26 protein-coding genes and 3 pseudogenes are annotated in these 21,649 nt (G+C 58.5%); 19 read left to right on the top strand and 10 right to left on the bottom strand.

What is annotated here, in order from left to right; genetic code table 11:
- The first annotated feature begins 76 nt into the window (after positions 1-76).
- From ELQ88_RS27290 to ELQ88_RS27270, 5 genes are all read left to right on the top strand, one after another.
- Positions 77-688 carry a LemA family protein gene (locus ELQ88_RS27290; protein WP_128869354.1) on the top strand — a complete coding sequence of 204 codons (612 nt, stop codon included), beginning with the start codon at positions 77-79 and terminating at the stop codon, positions 686-688.
- Positions 689-731: 43 nt separating this feature from the next.
- Positions 732-1,487 (top strand): TPM domain-containing protein, encoded by a 756-nt coding sequence (locus ELQ88_RS27285; protein ID WP_138968887.1) that lies wholly within the window; start codon positions 732-734, stop codon positions 1,485-1,487.
- Between the two features lie 39 nt (positions 1,488-1,526).
- On the top strand, positions 1,527-2,144 hold the full coding sequence (locus ELQ88_RS27280; RefSeq protein WP_138968886.1) for a TPM domain-containing protein: 618 nt from the start codon (positions 1,527-1,529) through the stop codon (positions 2,142-2,144).
- 133 nt (positions 2,145-2,277) lie between these two features.
- Positions 2,278-2,571, top strand: a complete 294-nt coding sequence (locus ELQ88_RS27275) for a helix-turn-helix domain-containing protein (protein WP_224790894.1) — start codon at positions 2,278-2,280, stop codon at positions 2,569-2,571.
- Complete coding sequence (locus ELQ88_RS27270; protein WP_128870710.1) at positions 2,568-2,924, top strand: putative holin; 357 nt, start codon at positions 2,568-2,570, stop codon at positions 2,922-2,924. The genes ELQ88_RS27275 and ELQ88_RS27270 overlap by 4 nt, the downstream gene beginning before the upstream one ends.
- A 300-nt stretch (positions 2,925-3,224) precedes the next feature.
- Here the strand turns inward: ELQ88_RS27270 and ELQ88_RS27260 are convergent, their stop codons facing one another.
- Positions 3,225-3,701: a helix-turn-helix domain-containing protein gene (locus tag ELQ88_RS27260; protein WP_138968885.1), complete on the bottom strand. Its 477-nt coding sequence runs from the start codon at positions 3,699-3,701 to the stop codon at positions 3,225-3,227.
- 248 nt (positions 3,702-3,949) lie between these two features.
- Here ELQ88_RS27260 and ELQ88_RS27255 point away from each other — a divergent pair, with 248 nt between their 5' ends.
- From ELQ88_RS27255 to ELQ88_RS27245, 3 genes are all read left to right on the top strand, one after another.
- The gene (locus tag ELQ88_RS27255) at positions 3,950-4,234 is read left to right on the top strand and encodes an ogr/Delta-like zinc finger family protein (protein ID WP_128870713.1); all 285 of its coding nucleotides are present in this window, start codon (positions 3,950-3,952) and stop codon (positions 4,232-4,234) included.
- A complete protein-coding gene (locus ELQ88_RS27250; protein WP_138968884.1) occupies positions 4,231-4,593 on the top strand; it encodes a hypothetical protein in 363 nt (120 codons plus the stop codon). The genes ELQ88_RS27255 and ELQ88_RS27250 overlap by 4 nt, the downstream gene beginning before the upstream one ends.
- Positions 4,594-4,724: 131 nt before the next feature.
- Positions 4,725-5,930: an SAM-dependent methyltransferase gene (locus tag ELQ88_RS27245; protein WP_138968883.1), complete on the top strand. Its 1,206-nt coding sequence runs from the start codon at positions 4,725-4,727 to the stop codon at positions 5,928-5,930.
- A 65-nt stretch (positions 5,931-5,995) separates the two neighbouring features.
- Here the strand turns inward: ELQ88_RS27245 and ELQ88_RS27240 are convergent, their stop codons facing one another.
- A complete protein-coding gene (locus ELQ88_RS27240) occupies positions 5,996-6,901 on the bottom strand; it encodes a DMT family transporter (RefSeq protein WP_138968882.1) in 906 nt (301 codons plus the stop codon).
- Positions 6,902-7,219: 318 nt separating this feature from the next.
- On the opposite strand from ELQ88_RS27240, the gene ELQ88_RS27235 reads away from it, so the two are divergent.
- Genes ELQ88_RS27235 through ELQ88_RS27225 form a run of 3 tightly spaced genes read left to right on the top strand, consistent with a single transcriptional unit; the run spans position 7,220 to position 8,513 of the window.
- Positions 7,220-7,801, top strand: coding sequence for a DJ-1/PfpI family protein (locus ELQ88_RS27235; RefSeq protein WP_128870717.1), 582 nt, complete (start codon positions 7,220-7,222; stop codon positions 7,799-7,801).
- Between the two features lie 14 nt (positions 7,802-7,815).
- Positions 7,816-8,121 (top strand): ribbon-helix-helix domain-containing protein, encoded by a 306-nt coding sequence (locus ELQ88_RS27230; protein ID WP_128870718.1) that lies wholly within the window; start codon positions 7,816-7,818, stop codon positions 8,119-8,121.
- 47 nt (positions 8,122-8,168) lie between these two features.
- Entirely contained in the window at positions 8,169-8,513 is a 345-nt protein-coding gene (locus ELQ88_RS27225) for a YegP family protein (protein WP_138968881.1), read from the top strand.
- Positions 8,514-8,630: 117 nt separating this feature from the next.
- Here ELQ88_RS27225 and ELQ88_RS27220 read toward each other — a convergent pair whose 3' ends face one another.
- Positions 8,631-9,650 (bottom strand): DUF4917 family protein, encoded by a 1,020-nt coding sequence (locus ELQ88_RS27220; protein WP_138968880.1) that lies wholly within the window; start codon positions 9,648-9,650, stop codon positions 8,631-8,633.
- Between the two features lie 155 nt (positions 9,651-9,805).
- On the opposite strand from ELQ88_RS27220, the gene yiaY reads away from it, so the two are divergent.
- Positions 9,806-10,954 carry an L-threonine dehydrogenase gene (gene yiaY, locus ELQ88_RS27215; RefSeq protein ID WP_128870721.1) on the top strand — a complete coding sequence of 383 codons (1,149 nt, stop codon included), beginning with the start codon at positions 9,806-9,808 and terminating at the stop codon, positions 10,952-10,954.
- Here the strand turns inward: yiaY and ELQ88_RS27210 are convergent.
- Positions 10,951-11,906, bottom strand: a pseudogene (locus ELQ88_RS27210) (MFS transporter). The gene yiaY and the pseudogene ELQ88_RS27210 sit on opposite strands and share 4 nt — an antisense overlap.
- A 17-nt stretch (positions 11,907-11,923) precedes the next feature.
- Positions 11,924-12,145, bottom strand: a pseudogene (locus ELQ88_RS27205) (2-amino-3-ketobutyrate CoA ligase); the annotation flags it as partial.
- A 388-nt stretch (positions 12,146-12,533) separates the two neighbouring features.
- Here ELQ88_RS27205 and ELQ88_RS27200 point away from each other — a divergent pair.
- The 4 genes from ELQ88_RS27200 to ELQ88_RS27185 all read left to right on the top strand — a co-directional run bounded on the left by ELQ88_RS27200 (position 12,534) and on the right by ELQ88_RS27185 (position 15,459).
- Positions 12,534-13,172 carry a LysE family translocator gene (locus ELQ88_RS27200; protein ID WP_138968879.1) on the top strand — a complete coding sequence of 213 codons (639 nt, stop codon included), beginning with the start codon at positions 12,534-12,536 and terminating at the stop codon, positions 13,170-13,172.
- Between the two features lie 84 nt (positions 13,173-13,256).
- On the top strand, positions 13,257-14,606 hold the full coding sequence (locus tag ELQ88_RS27195; protein ID WP_138968878.1) for a diguanylate cyclase: 1,350 nt from the start codon (positions 13,257-13,259) through the stop codon (positions 14,604-14,606).
- A gap of 116 nt (positions 14,607-14,722) precedes the next feature.
- Positions 14,723-14,881: a KGG domain-containing protein gene (locus ELQ88_RS27190; protein ID WP_082930399.1), complete on the top strand. Its 159-nt coding sequence runs from the start codon at positions 14,723-14,725 to the stop codon at positions 14,879-14,881.
- Positions 14,882-14,955: 74 nt separating this feature from the next.
- Positions 14,956-15,459: a DUF4142 domain-containing protein gene (locus ELQ88_RS27185; RefSeq protein ID WP_128870726.1), complete on the top strand. Its 504-nt coding sequence runs from the start codon at positions 14,956-14,958 to the stop codon at positions 15,457-15,459.
- A gap of 56 nt (positions 15,460-15,515) precedes the next feature.
- Here ELQ88_RS27185 and ELQ88_RS27180 read toward each other — a convergent pair whose 3' ends face one another.
- Positions 15,516-15,926 (bottom strand): low affinity iron permease family protein, encoded by a 411-nt coding sequence (locus ELQ88_RS27180; protein WP_128870727.1) that lies wholly within the window; start codon positions 15,924-15,926, stop codon positions 15,516-15,518.
- A 258-nt stretch (positions 15,927-16,184) separates the two neighbouring features.
- Here ELQ88_RS27180 and ELQ88_RS27175 point away from each other — a divergent pair, with 258 nt between their 5' ends.
- Entirely contained in the window at positions 16,185-17,270 is a 1,086-nt protein-coding gene (locus ELQ88_RS27175) for a type I restriction endonuclease (RefSeq protein ID WP_138968877.1), read from the top strand.
- 191 nt (positions 17,271-17,461) lie between these two features.
- Here ELQ88_RS27175 and ELQ88_RS34200 read toward each other — a convergent pair whose 3' ends face one another.
- Entirely contained in the window at positions 17,462-17,614 is a 153-nt protein-coding gene (locus ELQ88_RS34200) for a hypothetical protein (protein WP_161599987.1), read from the bottom strand.
- 113 nt (positions 17,615-17,727) lie between these two features.
- On the opposite strand from ELQ88_RS34200, the gene tam reads away from it, so the two are divergent.
- The gene (gene tam / locus ELQ88_RS27170) at positions 17,728-18,498 is read left to right on the top strand and encodes a trans-aconitate 2-methyltransferase (protein WP_138968875.1); all 771 of its coding nucleotides are present in this window, start codon (positions 17,728-17,730) and stop codon (positions 18,496-18,498) included.
- A gap of 105 nt (positions 18,499-18,603) precedes the next feature.
- Here tam and ELQ88_RS27165 read toward each other — a convergent pair whose 3' ends face one another.
- The 3 genes and pseudogenes from ELQ88_RS27165 to ELQ88_RS34845 all read right to left on the bottom strand — a co-directional run.
- Complete coding sequence (locus ELQ88_RS27165) at positions 18,604-19,011, bottom strand: type II toxin-antitoxin system HicB family antitoxin (protein WP_138968873.1); 408 nt, start codon at positions 19,009-19,011, stop codon at positions 18,604-18,606.
- 39 nt (positions 19,012-19,050) lie between these two features.
- Entirely contained in the window at positions 19,051-19,230 is a 180-nt protein-coding gene (locus ELQ88_RS27160; protein WP_138968871.1) for a type II toxin-antitoxin system HicA family toxin, read from the bottom strand.
- Between the two features lie 497 nt (positions 19,231-19,727).
- Positions 19,728-19,937, bottom strand: a pseudogene (locus tag ELQ88_RS34845) (short-chain dehydrogenase); the annotation flags it as partial.
- A gap of 420 nt (positions 19,938-20,357) precedes the next feature.
- Between ELQ88_RS34845 and ELQ88_RS27150 the strand changes: the two are divergent.
- A complete protein-coding gene (locus ELQ88_RS27150) occupies positions 20,358-21,617 on the top strand; it encodes an LssY C-terminal domain-containing protein (protein ID WP_224790895.1) in 1,260 nt (419 codons plus the stop codon).
- Positions 21,618-21,649 lie beyond the last annotated feature (32 nt).

The following is a 21,649-nucleotide window of genomic DNA, read 5'->3' as shown; positions in this document are numbered from 1 at the left end:
ATAGATTATGCCCCAAGAGCCGTCTCAAAGTTCGCAGGTTGTTTTTCAACGGAATGTGCAAGGGAGCGTCAACCAGATGAACGTACGACACCACTATCGATACAGTCTGCGGGTCGCAGCCTTGATGTTACTGACCAGCTTGCTGGCCGGCTGCGGCATCAACAACATTCCGACCCTCGACGAACAGGCCAAGGCCGCCTGGGGCCAGGTGCAGAACCAGTACCAGCGCCGCGCCGACCTGATCCCCAACCTGGTGGAAACCGTCAAGGGCTACGCGCAGCATGAACAGGAGACCTTGACCGCGGTGGTCGAAGCCCGGGCCAAGGCCACTTCGATTCAGGTCGATGCCAACACCCTGGACAACCCGGAGAAACTCAAACAGTTCCAGCAGGCCCAGGATCAGCTGACCGGCGCATTGAGCCGGTTGATGGTGGTCGTCGAGCGCTATCCGGATCTCAAGGCCAACCAGAACTTCCTCGCGTTGCAGTCGCAGCTTGAAGGCACCGAGAACCGCATCGCCGTGGCGCGACGGGATTTCATTCTGGCGGTGCAAAAGTACAACACCGAAATCCGCACCTTCCCCGGTCGCCTGTGGCACACGGTGATGTACAGCGATCTGCCCGTGCGCGAAACCTTCGAGGCCACCAGCCCCGATGCGCAGAAAGCGCCTGAAGTGAAGTTCAAGTAAGCGCCGGTTCAGGTTAGATGCGTCACCATGGATGAGGTTGCCAATGCGCGTGTTGAAAGTTGGCCTGGTGCTGTTGCTCTGGGTGTTGGCCCTGACGGTCCAGGCCGAATTGAAGTTTCCGCAACTGACCGGGCGGGTGGTGGACAACGCCGCAATGATCGAGCCGTCGGTGCGCGAGCAGCTCACCCAGCAGCTAGACGCCCATGAAAAGGCCACCGGTGAACAGTTGGTGGTGGTCACGTTGCCGGATCTGCAGGGCACTGACATCGCGGACTTCGGTTATCAGCTCGGGCGCCACTGGGGCATCGGCCAGAAGGACAAGAACAACGGCGCGTTGCTGATCGTCGCTCGCGATGAGCGCAGGTTGCGCATCGAAGTCGGTTATGGCCTGGAAGAGCGCCTGACCGATGCGCAGAGTTCGGTGATCATCAATCAGGTGATCACCCCGGCGTTCAAGGCCGGCAACTTCAGCAAGGGCATCAGCGACGGGGTCGCGGCGATGCTGGTGGTGCTGGGAGGAAACCCGCTGGATGAACCGTCCACGGTGTACGAGTCCCGAGGCGATCAGCAAAGCGACTTCGTTTCGCGGCATCCGGGGTTGCTGGTGTTTCTGGTGATGCTGTTCATCCTGACGATGTTCGTCTGCCAGGTGCTCGGTATCCTGCCAAGCGGGGGCGGTGGCGGCCGGGGCCGCTCGGGAGGCGGGTTTGGCGGAGGCGGTTTTGGTGGTGGCGGCGGCGGGGGCTTCAGTGGCGGCGGGGGCAGTTTCGGGGGCGGCGGTTCGTCGGGCGGCTGGTGATGACAGCGGTAAAACAATAGCGAACAGGCATCTTTGAACATGGCATTACTGACTGAACACGAACAACGCAAAGTCGCCGAGGCGATTGCCCGGGTCGAGCGCGATACCGACGCCGAACTGGTGACAGTGCTCGCGGCCCGTGCCGACGACTATGCCTACATCCCGTTGCTCTGGGCCAGTCTGCTGGCGCTGGTGGTGCCGGGTGTCGTGCACTACCTGACCGGCTGGCTGACTCTGCACAGCCTGCTGCTGGTGCAATGGGTCAGCTTTATCGTGCTGTGCCTGGTGTTCCGGATTCCGCAGGTCACCACGCACCTGATCCCGCGCTCGGTGCGCCACTGGCGCGCCTCGAACCTGGCCCGTCGGCAGTTCCTGGAGCAAAACCTGCACCACACCATGGGCAGCACCGGCATGCTGATTTTCGTCTCGGAAGCCGAGCGCTATGTGGAAATCCTGGTGGATGAAGGGATTTCGCAGCGCCTGGGTAACGAAAACTGGGACTCGATCGTGACGGCGTTCACTCAACAGGTGAAACAGGGGCAGACCTTGCAGGGGTTTGTCACCTGCGTCGAAGCCTGCGGCGAATTGCTCAAGGTGCATGTGCCGGTGACCCATGTGCGCAATGAGTTGCCCAACCGGTTGGTGGTGCTTGGCTGAGGACTGGGTCTGTTTATGTAGCTCGCGTCGCTACAACCTCCACGCGTTGTCTGAGTGCAGGCCTGTCTTCAACATCTCTCTCTAACAGTGAGCGCCCGGTCAAGGGTGTTCTGACATAGAGGGAGTTCTTGTCATGTCAATGCATCAACCGCTCGACTCTTTTGCTTATGCAGTGCCCGGTGGCGCCGCAAATGCCCCATCGGCCCGACTGACGGCGAAAGAAAAACAAGCTCTGATCTGGTGCTACCAAGGAAAAACCTCCTGGGAGATCGCCAGGATTCAGAATTGCTCGGTCTCCACGATCAATTTCCACTTCTCCAATATCCGCCGCAAGTTTGCCGTCAGCTCGCGCCGTGCCGCTTTGCTCAAGGCCATTGAGACGGGCCTCATTGCTGTGGGAAATGATCGATCCGAGAGGCACCCATGAGCCTGACTGACTCGATCTACAACAGCCTCAGTGGGCTGATGCTGGGCCTGGGCATCGCGACGCTGCCCTCGATCGATGGCGAGGCCTTGTTCGGTGCGGCGCTGGGCGCGTGGCTCGTGACCACGACCGGGAGCAATTTCAAGGCCTGGCAGCGTATCGGTTCCTGGTTGCTGTCCGCGGGCGTCGGCTATCTGTTTACCCCGGTTGCGTTGCGGCTGGCCCCGTTCCTGACCGGCGGCGTGACCGCCTTTTTCTGCGCACTGATCGTTATCCCCATCAGCATCAAGCTGATGCAGTGGATTGACGGTGCCGGTATCGGCGAAATCATTCGGCACCTGCGGGGGCGGGGATGATGGGGGTGAAATGATGGCGTTGGTGTTCGTCACGGCTGTTGCTCATTTGCTGAGTGCGTTCAGGCTTGCCTGTTATCAGCGCAGCTAACAACGTCATTGCTGGCGTGACGGACTGTTGAGCAGTGTGTGCGGAGGGGTGTTCTGCCTTGCCGGTATGGATGTACTGCTGACATTTGCTCCGGTAAGTCCATGGCATGCAGTGACGAGCGTTTTGTCATGCGCACTGATTATGCGCAGCAGCGGCAACATTATGTTGTTGTGGCATGCCTTGAAGTAACGGAATGTCGGCTTACATGAACTTTATCTGTCGTCTGAATGTTGCAGTGCCGCGAGGGTAGAGGCCATTTCCGACAGCTTGAGTTCCATATCGCGCAGTCGCCATTTTTCTTCCAGTGCGTGTTGTATGGAACAGCGATCCTCTTCGCCGAGCAGTCGCCAGAGCGCGAGCATGGTGTTTTCCCGTGAGTTGCTTTCTTCAGTGTCAGCGGGGGGCGCGGCCAGTGTATGGCGCAGGACAGGGCCTTCACCCAGCAGTAGCCAGTCGAGCGAGATGCCCCGCGTTTGTGCTATGTCTACGCATAATGAGTATGGCGTGCTGTCGCGTCCTTTCCAGCTGCTCAGTGTTTGAGGGCTGATCTGCAGCGCGCTTGATAACGAAGCATCAGTTTTTGTGCCTGTTATCAGCTTTAAGCGAGTCAGGACATCTTGTGATTTTTTGCTACTCAATTTGAGCCTCTTCCTTTTGACACGTGCATTTTGAGTGTCTAAATTACGCATATCGCGTACTTTTTTCTTGTGAGTGATCAATCGTCAACTATGAATCAGAACACTACGATGTCGAAACTTCCTAATGGTAGCAGGGTGATTTCCTACGAGCTTGACTCGTGCATATTACGGAGTTGCCCATTGCACTTCCCGTTGTCTGGCAAACGCTATTTGCAAAACCGACCCGGGGTGATCAATGTTTCAAGCAGTATTGCGTTTGATCCTATTGATTGCCACCCGATCACTGCCAGGAGTCAAGCATGAGTACTTACAAAATGGTGTGTCCGCATTGCCTGAACCGGATGCGTATTCGTACCAGCGAGGGTCGTCATATTTTCCTGCGGGTGGCGTATCTGCAATGTACGTCGGAGGCGTGCGGTTGGGCGGTTCGGGCCGAGTTTGAAATGACCCATGAGCTTTCGCCCAGTGGCATGCCCAACCCGGCCGTGCACTTGCCCTGTGCGGGGCCCGACCTGCGTCGCGCCGCTCGGCCCGTTGCGGTGACGACCTCGTTGGCGGAAACGCCACAGGAGTCATTGACATGAAGGACGGCGATGAATGCCAGGCAATGAATGCTGAGTTGCTAGCCGTCGCCCAGGCATTCCTGGCCCGCCATGAGGGCGACGGATCGATCGATGATCAGGTGTTGTTCTGTCGTGCGGTGAAGCACCTGGAGCGTATCGATGTGCCGATGCCTCTGGCGGAGCGACTGGTCAGCCATGCCTATGGAGCGCTCAAGTCCAGCCAGGATCGCCGGCGTCTGGATGTCTCGGCCAGCTCCGAAACCGTCGCCGTGGTCACTGATCCGGCCAACGGCCTGACCTGGGCGGTGCCGGTGGGGTTGATTGTCAAATACGTCATCAACTCGCCCATCCACCGTAAACTGCGGTTGGTGGAACCCTGAGGGTTCAACGGGCGTATTCAGGTCCTGGCGGCGTGGCCGGGACCTGTGGAAAAAATAACCCCGTGCCGAAACCCCCTATCCCCCTTAAAATGCCGGTCATTCCCCGATTTCCACGCCGAGACGTTTTCTACATGTCCGTTACCGCCAGCCTCACGCCGGATCATCACGCGCAGTTTATCGACCTGTTGACATCCAGTCTGAAGCAGAACGCTTTCATCAAGCTGGTGCTGGCCAAGTACGTTGGCACAGAGACCGACCTGCAGCGGCTGAACATCAAGCTGCTGACGGTCAAGGATCAGCCCTGCCTGTCCTTCGTCTACCGTTACAAGACCCGCGACATCACCAAGAATCTGGCGCTTGCCGAGGGCATCGCGACCATCGCCGGGTTGCTACCGGCCTCGTTCAAAAATGCGCATTTGCTGGCGTTGACTGATGAAGTCCAGCTCGAATACAGCAAAAAGGGCAAGTCCTCGTTGTTCAAGAGCAAACCTCAGCAATTACGCGAAGTGCCGTCCGCCGAACACAACCGCGAGAAAAACCGCTTTCTCGACCTGAGCCGGCCATTCCTCGCCGACCTCGGCGTGACCAACCGGCAACATGAACTGATCCCGGCGATGTCGCGCAAGTGGAAGCAGATCAACAAGTTCATCGAAGTCTTCAGCCACGCGTTGACCTCCTCACCCCTGGCGCTGGACAAGCCGGTACGCGTCGCGGATTTCGGTTCGGGCAAGGGGTATTTGACGTTCGCGATCCACGACTATCTGCGCAATACCTTGAACGCCGAAGGCGAGGTGACCGGGGTCGAGCTGCGTGAAGACATGGTCACCTTGTGCAACACCGCGGCGGCAACGCTGGAGCATCCGGGGCTGGTGTTCAAATGCGGTGATGTGCGCAGCGTCGCACCGAGTGAACTGGACGTGATGATCGCGCTGCATGCCTGCGATATCGCGACCGACTATGCGATTCACACCGGCATTCGTTCCGGGGCCTCGATCATCATGTGCTCGCCGTGCTGCCACAAGCAGATCCGCCTGCAGATCCAGAGCCCGGCGCTGCTCAAGCCGATGCTGCAATACGGCCTGCACCTGGGCCAACAGGCGGAAATGGTCACCGACAGTTTGCGCGCCTTGTTTCTGGAAGCCTGCGGCTACGAGACCAAGGTCTTCGAGTTCATTTCGCTGGAGCACACCAACAAGAACAAGATGATCCTGGCGGTCAAGCGCGCCGAACCGGTGGACCCGGCGCAGCTGTTGGTGAAGATTCAGGAACTGAAGGATTTTTACCACATCAGCGAGCATTGCCTCGAAACCCTGCTGCGAGCCGACGGCTACCTCTGACCCCTGTGGGAGCGAGACCGGCTTGCCGGCGAAGGCGGACAGGCAGTCAATAAAGATGTTGGTAGTTACGGACCCTTCGCGAGCAGGCTCGCTCCCACAGGGGGCTTGACTGCGGTCTTGCGCCCCAGCATCACCGTCACGATCACTCCGGCGGCAAATAGCCAGGTGATCGGCTCGACGTGTTCACCGAAGAACAATGCCGAAAACGCGATGGTGAAGAAGATCTGCAACAGCTGGATCTGACTGACCCGGGCAATGCCGCCCATGGCCAGCCCGGCGTACCAGGCAAAGAAGCCGATGAACTGCGAAAACAGCGAGACGTAACCGAACGCCCACCAGGTCCTGGCCGAAATCTCGCCTTGATGTTGCTGCGCCAGGTACAGCACCGGTCCGATCAGCAGCGGTGTCGACAGCACCAGCGCCCAGCAGATGACCTGCCAGCCACCCATTTCCCTGGCCAGCCGGCCGCCTTCGGCATAACCCAGGCCACCCGCGGCGATCGCCCCAAGCATCAGCAAATCACCGGTCTGAATGCTGCCGGCACCGCTGATCAACGCATACCCGAGCACCAGCGCGCTGCCCAGTGCCGCGCAGGCCCAGAAGGCTTTCGACGGTCGTTCATGGGACAACCAGGCGGCGTACAGCGCCACGCACAGCGGTTGCAGGCCATTGACCAGCGCACCGTGGGACGCCGGCAAGGTTTGCATGGCCCAGGCCGAGAGTACCGGGAAGCCGAGGATCACCCCGGCAATCACCAGGCTCAGGCCTTTGACCTGTTTCCACGTGGGCCATCGTTCCCGGCGCCACAGCAACAACAGCGCCGCCGGAACCGCCGCGAACATTGTACGGCCCAGGCCGTTGAGCAACGGATGGAGTTCCTGCACGACGATCCGCGTGAAGGGCAGGGTGAGGCTGAAGATCACAACGCCGAGCAGGCCGAGGGCCATGCCGGTGTTTTCGCGCGAGGACATGATGGCAACCGGAATCGAAGGTGGCGGGAAGAGCCCTCATCTAGCCATAAACCGTGGCGTCTGCGCTGTTACAGCTAGGTGCAGAGTTAGGCGTACAGTTGGGGGTAATCCCCCAAAGTAGGAGCTGGCTTGCCAGCGAAGGCGGCCTGACATTCAACATTGATGTCGACTGACCCACCGCTTTCGCTGCGGTGCGGCGATCCGACAAGCCAGCTCTACAAGTGATCGGCGTAGTAGTCGGGTATTACCTGTCTTGCTGATTAAGGACTACCTTGAATACTCCTGCGAGCCCACCTGTTCCCCAGAGGAGTCCACCCCATGGCTGCCAAGAAAATTCTGATGCTGGTCGGCGATTACGTCGAGGACTATGAAGTGATGGTGCCCTTCCAGGCACTGCTGATGGTCGGTCATACGGTGCACGCCGTTTGCCCCGACAAAACCGCCGGCCAGACCGTGCGCACGGCGATCCATGACTTCGAAGGCGACCAGACCTACAGTGAAAAACCCGGCCACCTGTTTGCCCTGAACTTCGATTTTGCCAAGGTGGCCGAAACGGATTACGACGCACTGCTGGTGCCGGGCGGTCGTGCGCCGGAGTACCTGCGCCTGAACGACAAAGTCCTGGACCTGGTGCGAGCATTCGACAAGGCCGGCAAACCGATCGCTGCCGTGTGTCACGGCGCGCAGTTGCTGGCGGCGGCGGGCATTCTGGAAGGTCGCGAGTGCAGCGCCTACCCGGCGTGTGCCCCGGAAGTGCGGCTGGCGGGCGGTACGTTCATCGATATCCCGGTGACGCAAGGTCACGTTCAAGGCAATCTGGCCACTGCCCCGGCCTGGCCCGCCCATCCGAGCTGGCTGGCCGGTTTCCTCGGCTTGCTGGGCACCAAAATTACGCTGTAACGAGGGACCTGTGCATGTGCGAGCTCTACGTCAAAGCCGATCCGATTCTCTACGAATCGCGCTCCCGCTCGCTGCGAATCTGCGGGGTGGTCACCACCTTGCGCCTGGAAAATCAGTTCTGGGACATCCTCGGCGAAATCGCCGAAGTCGACGGCATGACCACCAATCAGTTGATCGCCAAGCTGTATGAAGAGGTGATGGACTATCGCGGTGAGGTGGTCAATTTCGCTTCGTTTTTGCGGGTGAGCTGTACGCGATACCTGAGTCAGCGACGGGGGCAGGCGCCGGCGTTGTCGGTGGTGCGGGCGGGGGTGAAATAGGCTTTACTCTGAAGCGCGAAACCTCTCAATCGCCAAGGAGAACGAACATGTCTGGATGGTACGAAGTCAGCAAAAGCAGCAATGGTCAGTTCAAATTTGTCCTGAAGGCCGCCAACGCCGAAACCATTCTGACCAGCGAGCTGTACGCCACCCGTGCGGCCGCCGACAAAGGCATCGCATCCGTTCAGGCCAACAGCCCGCTGGATGAACGCTACGAAAAGAAAACCACCCGGGATGGCCATCCTTACTTCAACCTCAAGGCCGGTAACCACGAGGTTATCGGCAGCAGCGAGTCATACGCGTCCGCTGCGGCGCTGGAAAAAGGCATCGCCAGCGTCAAGGCCAATGGTCCGACCAAGGTGATCAAGGACAAGACCCTGCCGGTGCTCTAACCACACCCCTGTAGGAGCTGGCTTGCCAGCGAAGGCGGCGTGTCAGGCAACATCATTATCGGATGTGACGGCCTCTTCTCTGGCAAGCCAGCTCCTGCAGGGGTAGCCGCGTCGCGGCTAAACCTCGACCGGCACGGTCAGCTTCGGGCTACCCAGCGCATGGGTCTTCGAGTCAAAAAACCGCAACTCACTCCCCGTCCCCTCAAACACCTTCGCGTAATGGCGCTTCTGATGCTGGATGAACGCCTTGCTGCGTGGATTGATCGAGATTGCCACCACCGTCGGTTTCGCGTGGCGCAACGCATGGACGATATGACTGTCCTGCTCGCCCAAGGCATGACCGAAGATGCACAACCCATCGCCATGCCCCAGTAACTGGTCATAGCAGAACGACAGATAATCCGAGCTGCGGATGGTCTTGAGCTTGTCCTGAGCCGGCCCTTCGTTGACGAACAGCGGCACATTGTCGAGGGTCTTGATCGAGTTGTTGATGGCGAAACTGCCAAGCAAGGTACCCGCGGTCGACATCAGCTTGCGCGCCGTGCCGTCCTGGTTGCGCACCAGATGCAAGCCACCGTGCAGGTACAGCAGCCGGGTTTTATCGGTGGCCGTGGCGCTCAGGTCGAAGCCTGGCTCGGCACCCTGGAACAGATCCGTGATCGAGTCAGGCTGGTGCTGGGTCGCCCAGTAGTTGAGCAAATCGTAGTTGGTGGTGAACACCGTCCGGTAGCGGCCCAGTTCCTGATTGATCGTCGCCAGGGTCGAAGGCACCACCAGCCGCCACGGGATGTGCACCGCGTGCACCGTGTTGATCAGCGCTTCCTTGATCGCGTAGTAGCGGTTGCGCGGTGCGGCGGAGCTGACGGCGAGGGCCTTGTTGACCCGGCTGGTGGTTTTCAGCGCGCTGAGCACCTGTTCGAAGCTGCGAGTCTGCAGGGCGTCGAACACGCTCAGCTCGGACTGGCCCAAGGGTTTTTCTTCGACGGTGCGGGCGTTCTCAAACAGCGAGTCGTAACCGAAGTCATCCCACACTGCGCGACTGGCGCCATTGCCCACCAGCAGGCCGCTGAAAGAGGCGGTGGCGCGCAAGGCGTTCCAGTCTTCAAGCTGGGCATCGACATCCTGGAAATCGGTCATTGCAGTCGGCGTCTCAAAGCAAAAGGTCTGATGGGCGGCGACTTTATCACGACCGGGACTTGAGCCAGATCAAGTTACTGCGCAACCGAAGGGCCGATCCTGTGGGCGCCCGCTGGATCCGCCCTCCGATTCGGCCCCAGATTGGAAATTCGCTCATGAGCAGCACGTTTTTCATCCCCGCCGTGAACATCATGGGCATCGACTGCCTCGACGAAGCCATGGTCGCCATTGGCAAATACGGCTTTCGCAAGGCGTTGATCGTCACCGACACCGGGCTGGCCAAGGCCGGCGTGGCGAAGATGATTGCCCAGAAGCTGGCGGTGCTGGACATCGACTCGGTGATCTTTGACGGCGCCAAGCCTAACCCGAGCATCGCCAACGTCGAGCTTGGCCTGGGACTGCTCAAGGAAAGCCGCTGTGATTTCGTGGTGTCCCTCGGTGGCGGTTCGCCCCATGACTGCGCCAAAGGCATCGCCTTGTGCGCGACCAACGGCGGACAGATCCGCGACTATGAAGGCGTGGATCAGTCCACCCGACCGCAACTGCCGTTGATCGCCATCAACACCACCGCCGGCACGGCCAGCGAAATGACCCGCTTCTGCATCATCACCGACGAATCCCGCCATGTGAAAATGGCCATCGTCGACCGCAACGTCACGCCGCTGATGTCGGTCAACGACCCGGCGCTGATGGTCGCCATGCCCAAAGGCCTGACCGCGGCCACCGGCATGGATGCATTGACCCATGCGATCGAAGCCTACGTCTCCACCGCCGCCAACCCGATCACCGATGCCTGCGCACTCAAGGCCATCACCTTGATCAGCAACAACCTGCGCCTGGCCGTCAGCGACGGCAGCGACCTGGCGGCACGGGAAAACATGGCGTATGCACAGTTCCTCGCCGGCATGGCGTTCAACAACGCGTCGCTGGGCTACGTCCACGCCATGGCTCATCAGCTGGGCGGGTTCTACGACTTGCCCCATGGCGTATGCAACGCCGTGCTGTTGCCCCATGTGCAAAGCTTCAACGCGCTGCAGTGCGCCGATCGCCTGGCCGATGTTGCCGTGGCAATGGGCGTCGACACTCATGGGTTCAGCCCGGAAAAAGCTGCTCAAGCTGCCATCGCGGCCATCCGCAGCCTGTCCAGGGACGTGGACATCCCCGCCGGTTTGCGTGAGCTCGGTGCCAAACTCAACGACATCCCGATGCTTGCCAGCAATGCCTTGAAAGATGCCTGTGGCCTGACCAATCCGCGGGTGGCGGATCAGCGGCAGATCGAGGAAATGTTCCGCAGCGCGTTCTAAATGGATTTACCCTTGGGCGCGAGCATCACGCAAAGCATCGCGCCCACCGCCAGCAAGGTGCATAACAGCGACAGTGGCCAGGCCTGCGGACTGGCGATCAGGCTGGCGACCCCGCCGATGGCGGCAGCCATCAGTTGGTGAATGAAACCGCCCAACGCCATCGCATAAGCGCCGCCGACCGGCGAACCGGCGTTGGCCAGCGACAGGCTGATCGGGTAATTCAACGACTGGCCGAATACGGCAAGGCAATACGGCAGCCAGAACAGCAAGGCCACTGAAGTGCCCGCGATACTCCCCAGCAACATCGCTGCGCTGCCAGCCAGCACCAGCCCTGCGCCAGCTGTCATCAGCCTGCGTTGACCGGTACGCAGCACAAAGGCATTGACCCCCAGCGCCCCCAGAAAATACGCCGCACTGATGGGCCAGCCCAACAACCCGTACTCGACGGCCGACCAATTGAACGGTCCTTGCAGAATCAGCGGTGCGGCTGTGTTGAACGCGATGATCACGCCATAACCGAGACCGCCGGCGAGGGCCGGCAACAGAAAGGCCCGATCACACAGAATGCGCCAGTAGCTCGGCCAGGCGGACGATCGAACGTTGTCCTCGGTCAGTAGCGGGAACGTAACTCGCACTACAACCCCCGCCATCAAACCAGTCGTAGCACCAGGAACGATTCAAGCGACTCGGCCAGTGGAAGCGCCAGATTGCCCGCTCCATAGGTACCGAGTGCGGCGAGCAACACGGGCTTTCGGCCAATGCGCTGGCCCAGGCTGCCCCAGAACAGCATCGGCAGGGCCATGCCGATCAGGTACACCGCCAGTCCCCATGAAAGCTGCGAGGCGTCGGCGGAAAGGCTTCCAGCCATCTCCGGCAGGGCGGGCAGATAAATGCTCATGCCCAATTGAGCGAGAAAAACTGTGCTGCAGGTGACGAGGAGGGTGGTATTCATGGAGTCTTCCCAGGATTTCAGTCGCTGAGGCTCCCAACGTGTGTGCGTAAAAGCTCGGTGAGGAGTTCGCAGAAGTGGCAGATAAGCGACGGATCCATATCGGCACGCAGAGTAATTCTGATGGCGGCATTACCTTGTGCCACCACCGGAAAAAAGACTGCCGAAGTGAAAAAACCGAGGTTGGCCAGTTCTACGGCGATGCAGTTGGCCTGCGCCGCTTCACCGCAGTGAATCAGTTTTCTATAGTTGGTGAAGGTATTTACTGAGTCCATTTGACGTATCTGTCCTTGAGTAGTGTTGCCAACTGTTTGTGTACCCAGACTTTACAGACTGCGCCTGAGGCGTTGAATCGGCCGTTTCCGAGAAGCTTGAGTGTTACGAGAGATTTATGTGTAGGACGATTGCTCGTGATGTTGCCATGTTGGTCGTTATGCGAGCCCTTTGCATCGACCTGACCGCTCGACCGCACGTATCCCCGCTGTAACCCCTCCGCCGCCCACACCTCCGATCTCCCTCGGTTCAACCAGCGGCATCCCCAGGTCAAGACCGACCTTGAGGAACGCCCCACCGTCCCGGAGACCTGCGATAAACTGGCGCGCATTCATCCAGGCTCGACAAGGACTTCCCATGACCCCATCGCTACTTTTGGCCGTTCTCGCCTCGGGCTTTATCTACGGCATCACGCCGGGGCCGGGGGTGCTGGCGGTGTTCGGCATCGGCGCGGCGCATGGCCGGCGGGCCGGGGCGGGGTTTCTCTGCGGGCACTTGCTGGGGGATGTGGTCTGGTGCAGCACCGCATTGATCGCGATTGTCGGTGCGCGGGAAATCGGCAGTACAGCCTTCGATGTGTTGGGCGTGCTCAGCGGGCTCTATCTGTTCTGGCTCGGTGTGCGGGCGGTGCGTGCTCGTCGCAGCAGTGTCGAGGCGCCTCAAGGCCCGGCGCGGCAGCCGTTCTGGCACGGCATTCTGTTTGGCCTGACCAATCCGAAGGCTTATCCGGTGGCGGTCGCGACGTTTACCGCGCTGCTCTCGAGCCGCGCAGAACTGCTGAATTGGTCAATGTTGCCGTGGTTGATTGTTCTGAGCTTCGTCGGCGGCCTCATGGCCTACGCTATCCTCATTGGCATCGTCGGTGCGCGGCGGGTGCGCAGCCTGTATCAGCGGCATGAACTGGCGATCACCCGGTTGTGCGGGGTGATGTTCATCGGTTTCGCCATCAACGCCCTGGTGCATGCATTGCCGGGGCTGATGCCGAACAAGGCGTGAGGCTGATGGCACGGACGCGTCAGCGGCACTGATCGGTCGGGATGGTTTTTTTTTGCTGCATTCTCGGGAAGCGCCCAACGCACCATGGCAACCAGAAATTCAGCGCCTCAGGCAAGCTACCTCGATCTCTTGCTGGACGCTGTCTGTGCGGTCGATAAACAAGGTCGCTTCGTCTTTGTCAGCGCAGCCTGCGAGCGCATTTTCGGCTACACCCCCGACGAGTTGATCGGCCAGCCGATGATCGATCTGGTGCATCCCGCCGATCGGCAGCGCACCCTCGACGCCGCCCGGGAAATCATGGGCGGCGAGCCCAAGCTCAACTTTGAGAATCGCTACCTGCGCAAGGATGGCCGGGTGGTGCACATCCTCTGGTCGGCCCGCTGGTCGGAAGTCGACCAACTGCGCATCGCCGTGGCCCGCGACATTACCGAGCGCAAGGAGGCCGAGGCCCGGCAAGCGGCGCTGTACGCAATTTCCGAAGCCGCTCACGTCACGGAAGATTTGCTCGCGCTGTTCCAGCGCATCCATTTGCTCATCGGCGAATGGCTGCCGGCGCTGAATTTCTCCGTCGCCTTGTATGACGAACATTGCGGGCAGCTGGATTTTCCGTATCACGTCGACGACCATGAACTGCAACCCGAACAGCCCGGAACGATCACCGGGCGTCTGTGCGCCGAGGTCATTCGCAGCGGCCAGCCGATCCTGCTGACCCCGGAACTGGCCAATGTGCCTGAAGGGTATGAGGCGCTGGTCGCGAACCAGCAATCGTCCTGTTGGCTGGGCGTGCCGTTGAGTTCTCAAAACGGCACCATCGGTGCGCTGATCGTCAAAAGCGTGCCCGGTGGCGAGCGCTACACGGAGCAGGACAAGGAGCTGTTGCAGTACGTTTGCGCCCAGGTCGCGACGGCGATCGAACGCAAGCAATTGCATGCCCGGCTGCAGCGCATGGCCCAGTACGATCAACTCACCCAGTTGCCCAATCGCGAGTTGCTCCGTGAGCGACTCAAAGCGTCATTGGTACTGGCCCGGGCAGACGGCGGCCGAATGGCCTTGCTGTACATCGATCTCGACCGCTTCAAGGAGGTCAACGACACCCACGGCCACGCGGTGGGCGACATGTTGCTGCAAGCGGTCGCCAATCGGCTCACGCACTGCGTGCGCGAAACGGACACGGTGGCGCGCATCGGCGGTGACGAGTTTGTCGTATTGCTGCACAGCATCCACGCCTGCGACGACGCCGGCAACGTGGCGGAAAAAGTCCGCCAGGTCCTCTCCCAGCCTTTGCGCCTGGACGGGCACAGCGTGAACATCCAGCCGAGCATCGGCGTTGCGCATTACCCCGAGCATGGCACCGAGGAACATCAGTTGTTCAGGCATGCCGACGAGGCGATGTACAGCGCCAAACGCCAGCGGCATCTGCCACCGGATGCCTGAAAAGCCGCCACCGTTCGTCGCGTCGACCCGATGTTTTTCTAAACCTTTGCGGTGTTCGAAATTCTGATTCTATGCGGGCTTATGCTCGCTGCGCTCATCAAAAGAGGTAGAAAATCATGCCTAACTCAAGAAACTCGAACTCGGGAAACTTCGCCAACGATCGAACGAAGGCGTCTGAAGCGGGTCGCAAAGGTGGGAAAACTACCACTACGACTGTCGAAAAAGACCCTGCGAAACCCGATATGGGCCGCAAAGGCGGTCAGAAATCGAAATAGTCGCTGAGGTAGTTTTGATTGAGAGGCGGGGGCGCAAGCTCCCGCTTGAATTTTACGAGAAGGAGGGCGCGACCATGAGCCGGATGGCCACCCGATTACGCAATGCCAGTTTTGCCACGTTACTGGGCCTGTGTGCCAGCAGTGCCTTTGCCCAGTCCCCTGCCGAATTCATCAATGATGCCTCGGCCAAAGGCATGGCCGACATCGAAGCCAGTCGCCTGGCGCACCAATTGTCCGAGTCCAAACAGGTCAAGGATTACACCATCGTCGTCATCAACGACCGCACCACCGCCAACCAGCATCTGGCGAAAATCGCCAAGCAACTGGATTTGCCAGTCGCCCCGCGCGAAGAAGTGGTCGACAAGGCCAAGGCCCTGATGCCGGAAGTGAAAGCTGACGCAAGCTTCGACCAGACCTACGCGGCCAGCCAGGTGAAAACCACCCAGGAAGCCATCGAGCAGCTGCAGCAGGCCGCGCAGACCACCGATGTGCCGCAAATCAAAGCCTTCGCTGAAGAAACCCTGCCCAAACTGCAAAACCATCTGCAGATGGCCAAGGCGCTGCAAGCCAGTCGCTAGGAGTGGGCAGTGTTAAACGCACGGCGCATGACTCAGGTCAGGCGCCTTTTTTTTGCTCAGCACTCGTCCCACTTGGGTTTTTGCTTGCCCTTGGAGACGAGGCCTTCGAGGTCGAACACCTCATTTTCGCCCATGGCGCGATAGTGTTTGCGCAAGGCTTCCAGCTGCTTGAGATCGAGCAATTCGAGCCCCAGCATCGCGTTGCGCGCCTCCTTGTTGACCCGCAGCAATTCATCGATCTTCAGGTGCAGAATGTCGGTATCGCGGTTCTGCGTGTTCTGGATCAAGAACACCATGAGGAAGGTGATGATGGTGGTGGAGGTGTTGATGATCAGCTGCCAGGTGTCGTTGTAATCGAAAATCGGACCGCTCAGACCCCACAGACCAATCAGGATCAGCGCGCCCATGAAGGTCTTGGGGCTACCGGCCCACAGAGCGAGTTTCTGCGAGATTTTTGCGAATTTCATTGCCTTGTTCCTTATTGGGATGCGCCTGATTTTGTGACAGCGCCGGCATGCTGAAAATTCTGCTTACATTTCTATTCGGCCAAAATCGGTTTTCGAAAAGCAGCATCCACGTCTTTGCGGTGTCCCCTTTGAGGAGACGCTTTCTGATTGCTGAATGTTTCCCCCTGAATCTTTCTTTGTGACGGTTTGTGACTAGTATCAAGGGAAGTCAATTTGCCAGCATGCAAACACACGGATCGAACCAGGAAGAAGCCGCTTATGGAATTTTTCGAAAAGTTAGCAAGTTTAGCCGCCAAAGTTCGTTTGCAAGGCGCCGCAATTCAAACGGAAGAAGCGACGAAGAACGCGTTTGTCATGCCCTTTATCAGTACGGTACTGGGCTACGATGTGTTCGATCCGACTGAGGTGACTCCAGAATTCGTTTGCGATATTGGAACGAAAAAAGGGGAAAAAATTGACTACGCGATCATGAAAGGAGGAGAGGTTCAGATCCTCATCGAGTGCAAAAAAATAGGCGAGTCGTTGCACATCAATCACGCCTCGCAGCTTTTCCGTTATTTCCATGTCACCAGCGCCCGAATCTCCATTCTTACCAACGGCCAGGTATACAAGTTTTTCACTGACCTGGATGCGCCCAACAAGATGGATGAGAAACCCTTCCTTGAACTCGATTTGTTGGACATTGACGAGTACTCCGTCCCTGAACTGGTCAAGCTCACCAAATCTGCATTCGATGTGGATTCGATCATCAGCGCTGCAGGGGAGTTGAAGTACGTCAGTCAAATCAAAAAGGTCATTGCTTCGCAGGTCAGCAAGCCCGATGACGACTTTGTGAAAGTCTTCGCTTCTCGAGTGTACGACGGTGTCATCACGCAGAAAGTCCGAGAGCAGTTTCATGAACTGACGAGAAAAGCGGTCGTGCAGTTTCTGAACGACCAAATCAATGACCGGCTCAAGTCGGCTATGAGTGGTGCCATTCAACCAGCGTTAGCTTCTTTGCCAGCTTCTTCCAGTGGTGCTGCACAGCCAGATGCGCGGGATGAATCAGAGGACAAGGTTCTGACGACGTTGGAAGAATTAGAGGGCTATCACATCGTCCGTGCCGTGGTTCGATCTGTAGTCGATGCAAAGCGAATTGTTCAGCGCGACACCCAGAGTTATTTCGGCATTCTACTCGACGATAACAACCGCAAACCAATTTGCCGTCTGCACTTCAATCGCTCACAGAAGTACATCGGAATCTTTGACGAAGGAAAAAACGAGACGCGGCATCCGATTGGCTCAATTGATGAAATCTACGATTATTCGGACCACTTGAAGAAAACTGTAGGGTATTACGACTAACCACGATGACTGATCGGCGACCACAAACCGGCCCTGGAGGCCGGTTTTTTTTGAGTATCCGTAGAACACCACGCTGTGTTCGGCGAGCAAGCGAATGGTCCTGTTGCGGATGTGGAAATGCTTTCCGTTGCTGGTGCCAAGTGTTGTCAGGCTGTCATTTTCAGTGGTTGGTGATGTTGAGCCGCGACTGATTAAAAAATCAGGCCTTGTTCATTTACGGTCGGACTTTGCGAATCCATGCCGGACTGCTGATTACGTGAAAGCAGCGATTCGGCGTCGACGATCAGCAATGCATTGTTGGCTGTCGCGGTACTGGCTGAAGGGGATCTCGGTTCGGAAGTCATAATGGACATCCTTTCATGATGTTGACAGATGGATCCTTCAGGGGAGGTCAGATCGACAGGGGCGCTGTATCTTGGTGACCCGTTTTGCAGAAACGCACAGACAGGAGAACGCAATGAGTTGGTCCGCCAAACAATACGTCGCTTTTGAAGATGAACGCACGCGCCCGGCCCGTGACCTGCTGGCGGCCATTCCCGGCACTGACGTGCGCTCGGCCATCGACATCGGTTGCGGCCCCGGAAACTCGACCAAGTTGCTGGTGGACCGCTTCGCCAACGCCGCGGTGCGAGGGCTGGACAGTTCGACCGACATGATCGACGCCGCCCGCCGGCGTTTGCCGCAGGTGCAATTCGATACCGCTGACATCGATACCTGGAACGAAAGCGGCCCGTTCGATGTGATCTTTGCCAATGCGGTGCTGCAGTGGCTGCCGGATCACGCGAACTTGCTGCCGGCATTGGTGAACAAGCTGGCGCCCGGCGGCAGTCTGGCCGTCCAGATGCCGGATAACCTCAACGAGCCCTCGCACCGCTTGATGCGCGAAGTCGCGGCCGATGGGCCGTGGGTCGGCAAACTGGCAGGCGTCGCCGGGCAGCGGACGGAAATGGACAGTGCCAGCGGTTACTACTCGATGCTGCGCCCCCACTGTTCCCGGGTTGATGTGTGGCGCACGACTTATCACCATCCGCTCGCGGACGGCGCGGCTGGTGTGGTCGAGTGGTTCAAGGGCAGTGGATTGCGACCGTTTCTCGAGCCGCTGGATGAAGCGGAGCGGGGGCAGTTCCTCAAGCAATATCAGGCAGCCATCGAGCGTGCTTATCCGCCGTTGGCCGATGGCTCGGTGCTGCTGCCGTTCCCGCGGTTGTTTATTGTTGCGACCCGTTGATGCAAAAATGTACAGGTGACGCTGAACGTCATCCGTCTAATTTGCCCAGCGGGTCTCTATTCAGCGCTGAACCTTAACCCGCCTCATCATCGGCCGTTCCCGTTCTCAGCCCTGCTGCAACACCTTGAGTGCAGCCGAGGCCAGAAATCCGGAGCGGCTTTTCTCTTCCGGATGATGCAACACGTACTCGTCAATCCGGGTCAGTAGATAGCCGGGCAGGGTAATGTTGAGCTTCTGGGCTTTGCCCAGGTATTTGGTGACATCTATATCCACCAATGCCCACGTACATCCGGCGTATTTAGGATTGGCCGCATGCAGAGTGACTTTGTTGGCTGATGGAATCGGCGCGCCATCCTCGGCCAGGATCTCGAAGTGACCTTCAATGGCTTCGCGGGCCATGGCCATGGCGTCGTCCAAATCTTCACCGGCCGAGAAACAGCCGGGAATATCCGGTACTTCTACGCCCCAGGCGTGTTCGTCGTCGCCCATCGATATCGCAATAGGGTAAAGCATGTTCGTTTAATCCTCCGCGGACCCTGCGCAACAGGCTTATCAGAGCAGTGCTTGTTGCAAAATACTGATAGCTGTTTTTTTGAGCAGATCTTTTTTAGGGTGTGGAACGGTCACAAGGCCAGGCTTGGTAGGGTGCTTGAAATGATGATGACTACCCCTGATCCGCACCAGATACCAACCGTCCGCCATGATTTGGTTTATCAAAAATCGGCTATTCACAACACCTCCCTGTGGTGTGCTTAGGTGGTTACTATACCTACTGAAAAATTGTTATCAACACTATAACCACCAAATTCAGGCTCGCATTCGCTTGAAGGTAGTCTAGGAGGGCTTGAAGCGCTGAAAAGGCAAGGACTGCCAAAGAGGACATTTGTGTATTTCAGGTTTTTACCCCCACAAAAAACCGGCCACAATGGACCGGTTTGGTTTCCCCCGCTAAAAAACCTGTTCTCATTCCAACGCTCAGAAATTCAGTCTGAGCATCGTTCTCCAGAAGTTTTTAACGGGTGATGCCCGATGCTCAAAACTGCTGCAGGCCCTCACAAAAGGAACTTGTTACCAGAGGCGACACGGCGCAGCAGCCGGTCTTGGTGCTGCTGCCGTTCCCGAGGTTGTTTACCGTCACGACTCGCTGATGCCAAAAAGAACAGGTGCCGCTAAAGGTCAGGTGTCTTTTTTATTTGGAGTTTGATCGGATCAATCGTTGCTTGGTGACGTCAAGACGGTTGCGCATCCATACGTCGCCCAATGACCTCCAGAACATCACAGCCATCACGCAGGGGGATGCAGCAAAGCAACGCGAAGTCGCTGAGAATCACCGAATCCGTGGTGATGTCACCGCGCATCGCGAGGTTTTCCAGGACCTGTGTCACCGCACCAATTCTGTAACGGGCGGTGCTGAGCAGTGAGTGCAGCGGTTGGGTGGAACAGTGCCAATCATTGACTCGACGCGCAGAGGTTGTGCCAGTGCGATGTCGTAACGGTTTGCAAGGTGCCTGAAACCGACTTGCATTGACGAAATCCTTTACTGGGGCAAGAAAAACGCTAACAGAACAGCAGTTTTATGCGAAAACGATAATTTTCGTCGGTGTGAAAACGCTAATGCTGGATGAAATTTGATACTGAATCCGTGATATGTGAAAAAAACGCTAACAAATTTCAGCGTAGATGACAGCGTCCCTGCTACAGATACAAAAAACCTGCGCAATTCCCGGGGCGGTTCATAATGAAAGGCTGAGACATGGAAACCGATGTGCGCAGTCGCCACGGATTACCCAGGCAGGGCAGCGAAGCTCAGTTGATGAGGTTACGCGATGCATCGCATGGTGAGACACGCGCTCGCAGCAATGGCCATCGCAGCCGCGCTCGTCGGCTGCGCCTCCCAGCCTCAGTCAACGACGAGCCTTGACTACAAAAGCCGCGCGGTGACGCGCAGCGATGGCGGCCTGGGGGTGTCGACCGCCGTATTGTCGGCCGCAGAAAGCGAAGTGGTCTACGGCGTGCCCCTGGCGAATAAATCGATACAGCCAGTCTGGGTCGAAGTCAAAAACCGGGAAGACCGCGCCTACTATCTGCTTTCGCCGGGCCTCGATCCAAATTTCTTCCCTGCATCCGAGGCGGCCGAAGCATTTTTCCCGGGGGGCACGCAGGACGAGCGGACGGCGCTCGACCGGCACTTCCGTCGGCTGGCCTTCCGCAACCCTGTCGCACCTGGCGCGACAACCTCGGGCTTCGTGTTGACCCATCTCGACGAGGGGTTCAAGTTCGTTAACCTCGATCTGGTGGCAGACGGGCGGTCGAGGCATTTCTCTGTCCTGGCCATCGTGCCGGGCCTGCGCACCGATTACCACATCAGCGAAGTGTTCAGGCAGGGCATCTATCCGCCCGAAGACATTGTGAACTACACCGATGACGCCAGTTTCCAGGCGGCGCTGGAGGCGCTGCCGTGCTGCGTCACCAACGAGGAGGGTTCCAGGAACGGCGATCCGCTGAACCTGGTGATCGTCGGCGGCCTCGATGATGCCTTCCCCGCATTCGCGCGTCGCGGCTGGCGCGGAACCGAGGAAAAGTGGTCGGGGGCGATCATGAAAATGGTTCATTCGGCGCTTGCCGGCGAGCGCTATCCCTATGCGCCGGTGAGCGATCTCTATCTGTTCGGGCGAGCCCAGGACCTTGCCTTGCAAAAGGCGCGTGACAACGTCCACCAGCGTAATCATCTGAGGCTGTGGCTGAGTCCGATGCAATATCACGGCAAGAAGGTGTGGATCGGACAGATCAGCCGTGATATCGGCAGCCGGTTGACCCTGCATACTGCGACGCTGACGACGCACAAGATCGACCCTGATGTCGACGAAGCGCGCAGTGCGCTGACGCAGGATATGGCGTATTCGGTGACGCTGGCCAAGTTCGGATTCGTGAAGGGTGTGGGGGCCGCGCCCAAGAGCGCGCCGCGCGAGAACCTGACGACCGATCCTTACTACACGGATGGGCTGCGCTGTGTCCTGGTATTCGATCCCATGCACACCTCCCTGGCGCAAATAGAGTTCTTTCTATCGAAGGGCATCTATGAGAATGACGGACAATCACCGGGGCGGGTCAAGCCATGAGCCGCTTGCCGTCGGCGCCACCCGCCAGGGGG

Source organism: Pseudomonas sp. MPC6 (assembly GCF_006094435.1).
Taxonomy (GTDB): domain Bacteria; phylum Pseudomonadota; class Gammaproteobacteria; order Pseudomonadales; family Pseudomonadaceae; genus Aquipseudomonas.
The sequence above is the reverse complement of the archived record's forward strand: the minus strand, read 5'-3'. Positions and strand labels throughout refer to the sequence as shown.

Excerpts from the sequence above, each read along its gene's own strand:
- ELQ88_RS27235 (WP_128870717.1), top strand. The coding sequence starts at position 7,220 with ATGGCTGCCAAGAAAATTCTGATGCTGGTCGGCGATTACGTCGAGGAC.
- ELQ88_RS27275 (WP_224790894.1), top strand. The coding sequence starts at position 2,278 with ATGTCAATGCATCAACCGCTCGACTCTTTTGCTTATGCAGTGCCCGGT.
- ELQ88_RS27185 (WP_128870726.1), top strand. The coding sequence starts at position 14,956 with ATGAGCCGGATGGCCACCCGATTACGCAATGCCAGTTTTGCCACGTTA.
- ELQ88_RS27285 (WP_138968887.1), top strand. The coding sequence starts at position 732 with ATGCGCGTGTTGAAAGTTGGCCTGGTGCTGTTGCTCTGGGTGTTGGCC.
- ELQ88_RS27150 (WP_224790895.1), top strand. The coding sequence starts at position 20,358 with ATGGCCATCGCAGCCGCGCTCGTCGGCTGCGCCTCCCAGCCTCAGTCA.
- ELQ88_RS27245 (WP_138968883.1), top strand. The coding sequence starts at position 4,725 with ATGTCCGTTACCGCCAGCCTCACGCCGGATCATCACGCGCAGTTTATC.
- ELQ88_RS27255 (WP_128870713.1), top strand. The coding sequence starts at position 3,950 with ATGAGTACTTACAAAATGGTGTGTCCGCATTGCCTGAACCGGATGCGT.
- ELQ88_RS27180 (WP_128870727.1), bottom strand. The coding sequence starts at position 15,926 with ATGAAATTCGCAAAAATCTCGCAGAAACTCGCTCTGTGGGCCGGTAGC.
- ELQ88_RS27260 (WP_138968885.1), bottom strand. The coding sequence starts at position 3,701 with ATGCGTAATTTAGACACTCAAAATGCACGTGTCAAAAGGAAGAGGCTC.
- ELQ88_RS27290 (WP_128869354.1), top strand. The coding sequence starts at position 77 with ATGAACGTACGACACCACTATCGATACAGTCTGCGGGTCGCAGCCTTG.
- ELQ88_RS27190 (WP_082930399.1), top strand. The coding sequence starts at position 14,723 with ATGCCTAACTCAAGAAACTCGAACTCGGGAAACTTCGCCAACGATCGA.
- ELQ88_RS27270 (WP_128870710.1), top strand. The coding sequence starts at position 2,568 with ATGAGCCTGACTGACTCGATCTACAACAGCCTCAGTGGGCTGATGCTG.
- ELQ88_RS27230 (WP_128870718.1), top strand. The coding sequence starts at position 7,816 with ATGTGCGAGCTCTACGTCAAAGCCGATCCGATTCTCTACGAATCGCGC.
- ELQ88_RS27220 (WP_138968880.1), bottom strand. The coding sequence starts at position 9,650 with ATGACCGATTTCCAGGATGTCGATGCCCAGCTTGAAGACTGGAACGCC.
- ELQ88_RS27200 (WP_138968879.1), top strand. The coding sequence starts at position 12,534 with ATGACCCCATCGCTACTTTTGGCCGTTCTCGCCTCGGGCTTTATCTAC.
- ELQ88_RS27195 (WP_138968878.1), top strand. The coding sequence starts at position 13,257 with ATGGCAACCAGAAATTCAGCGCCTCAGGCAAGCTACCTCGATCTCTTG.
- ELQ88_RS27175 (WP_138968877.1), top strand. The coding sequence starts at position 16,185 with ATGGAATTTTTCGAAAAGTTAGCAAGTTTAGCCGCCAAAGTTCGTTTG.
- yiaY (WP_128870721.1), top strand. The coding sequence starts at position 9,806 with ATGAGCAGCACGTTTTTCATCCCCGCCGTGAACATCATGGGCATCGAC.
- ELQ88_RS27240 (WP_138968882.1), bottom strand. The coding sequence starts at position 6,901 with ATGTCCTCGCGCGAAAACACCGGCATGGCCCTCGGCCTGCTCGGCGTT.
- ELQ88_RS27225 (WP_138968881.1), top strand. The coding sequence starts at position 8,169 with ATGTCTGGATGGTACGAAGTCAGCAAAAGCAGCAATGGTCAGTTCAAA.
- ELQ88_RS27280 (WP_138968886.1), top strand. The coding sequence starts at position 1,527 with ATGGCATTACTGACTGAACACGAACAACGCAAAGTCGCCGAGGCGATT.
- ELQ88_RS34200 (WP_161599987.1), bottom strand. The coding sequence starts at position 17,614 with ATGACTTCCGAACCGAGATCCCCTTCAGCCAGTACCGCGACAGCCAAC.
- ELQ88_RS27250 (WP_138968884.1), top strand. The coding sequence starts at position 4,231 with ATGAAGGACGGCGATGAATGCCAGGCAATGAATGCTGAGTTGCTAGCC.
- tam (WP_138968875.1), top strand. The coding sequence starts at position 17,728 with ATGAGTTGGTCCGCCAAACAATACGTCGCTTTTGAAGATGAACGCACG.
- ELQ88_RS27165 (WP_138968873.1), bottom strand. The coding sequence starts at position 19,011 with ATGCTTTACCCTATTGCGATATCGATGGGCGACGACGAACACGCCTGG.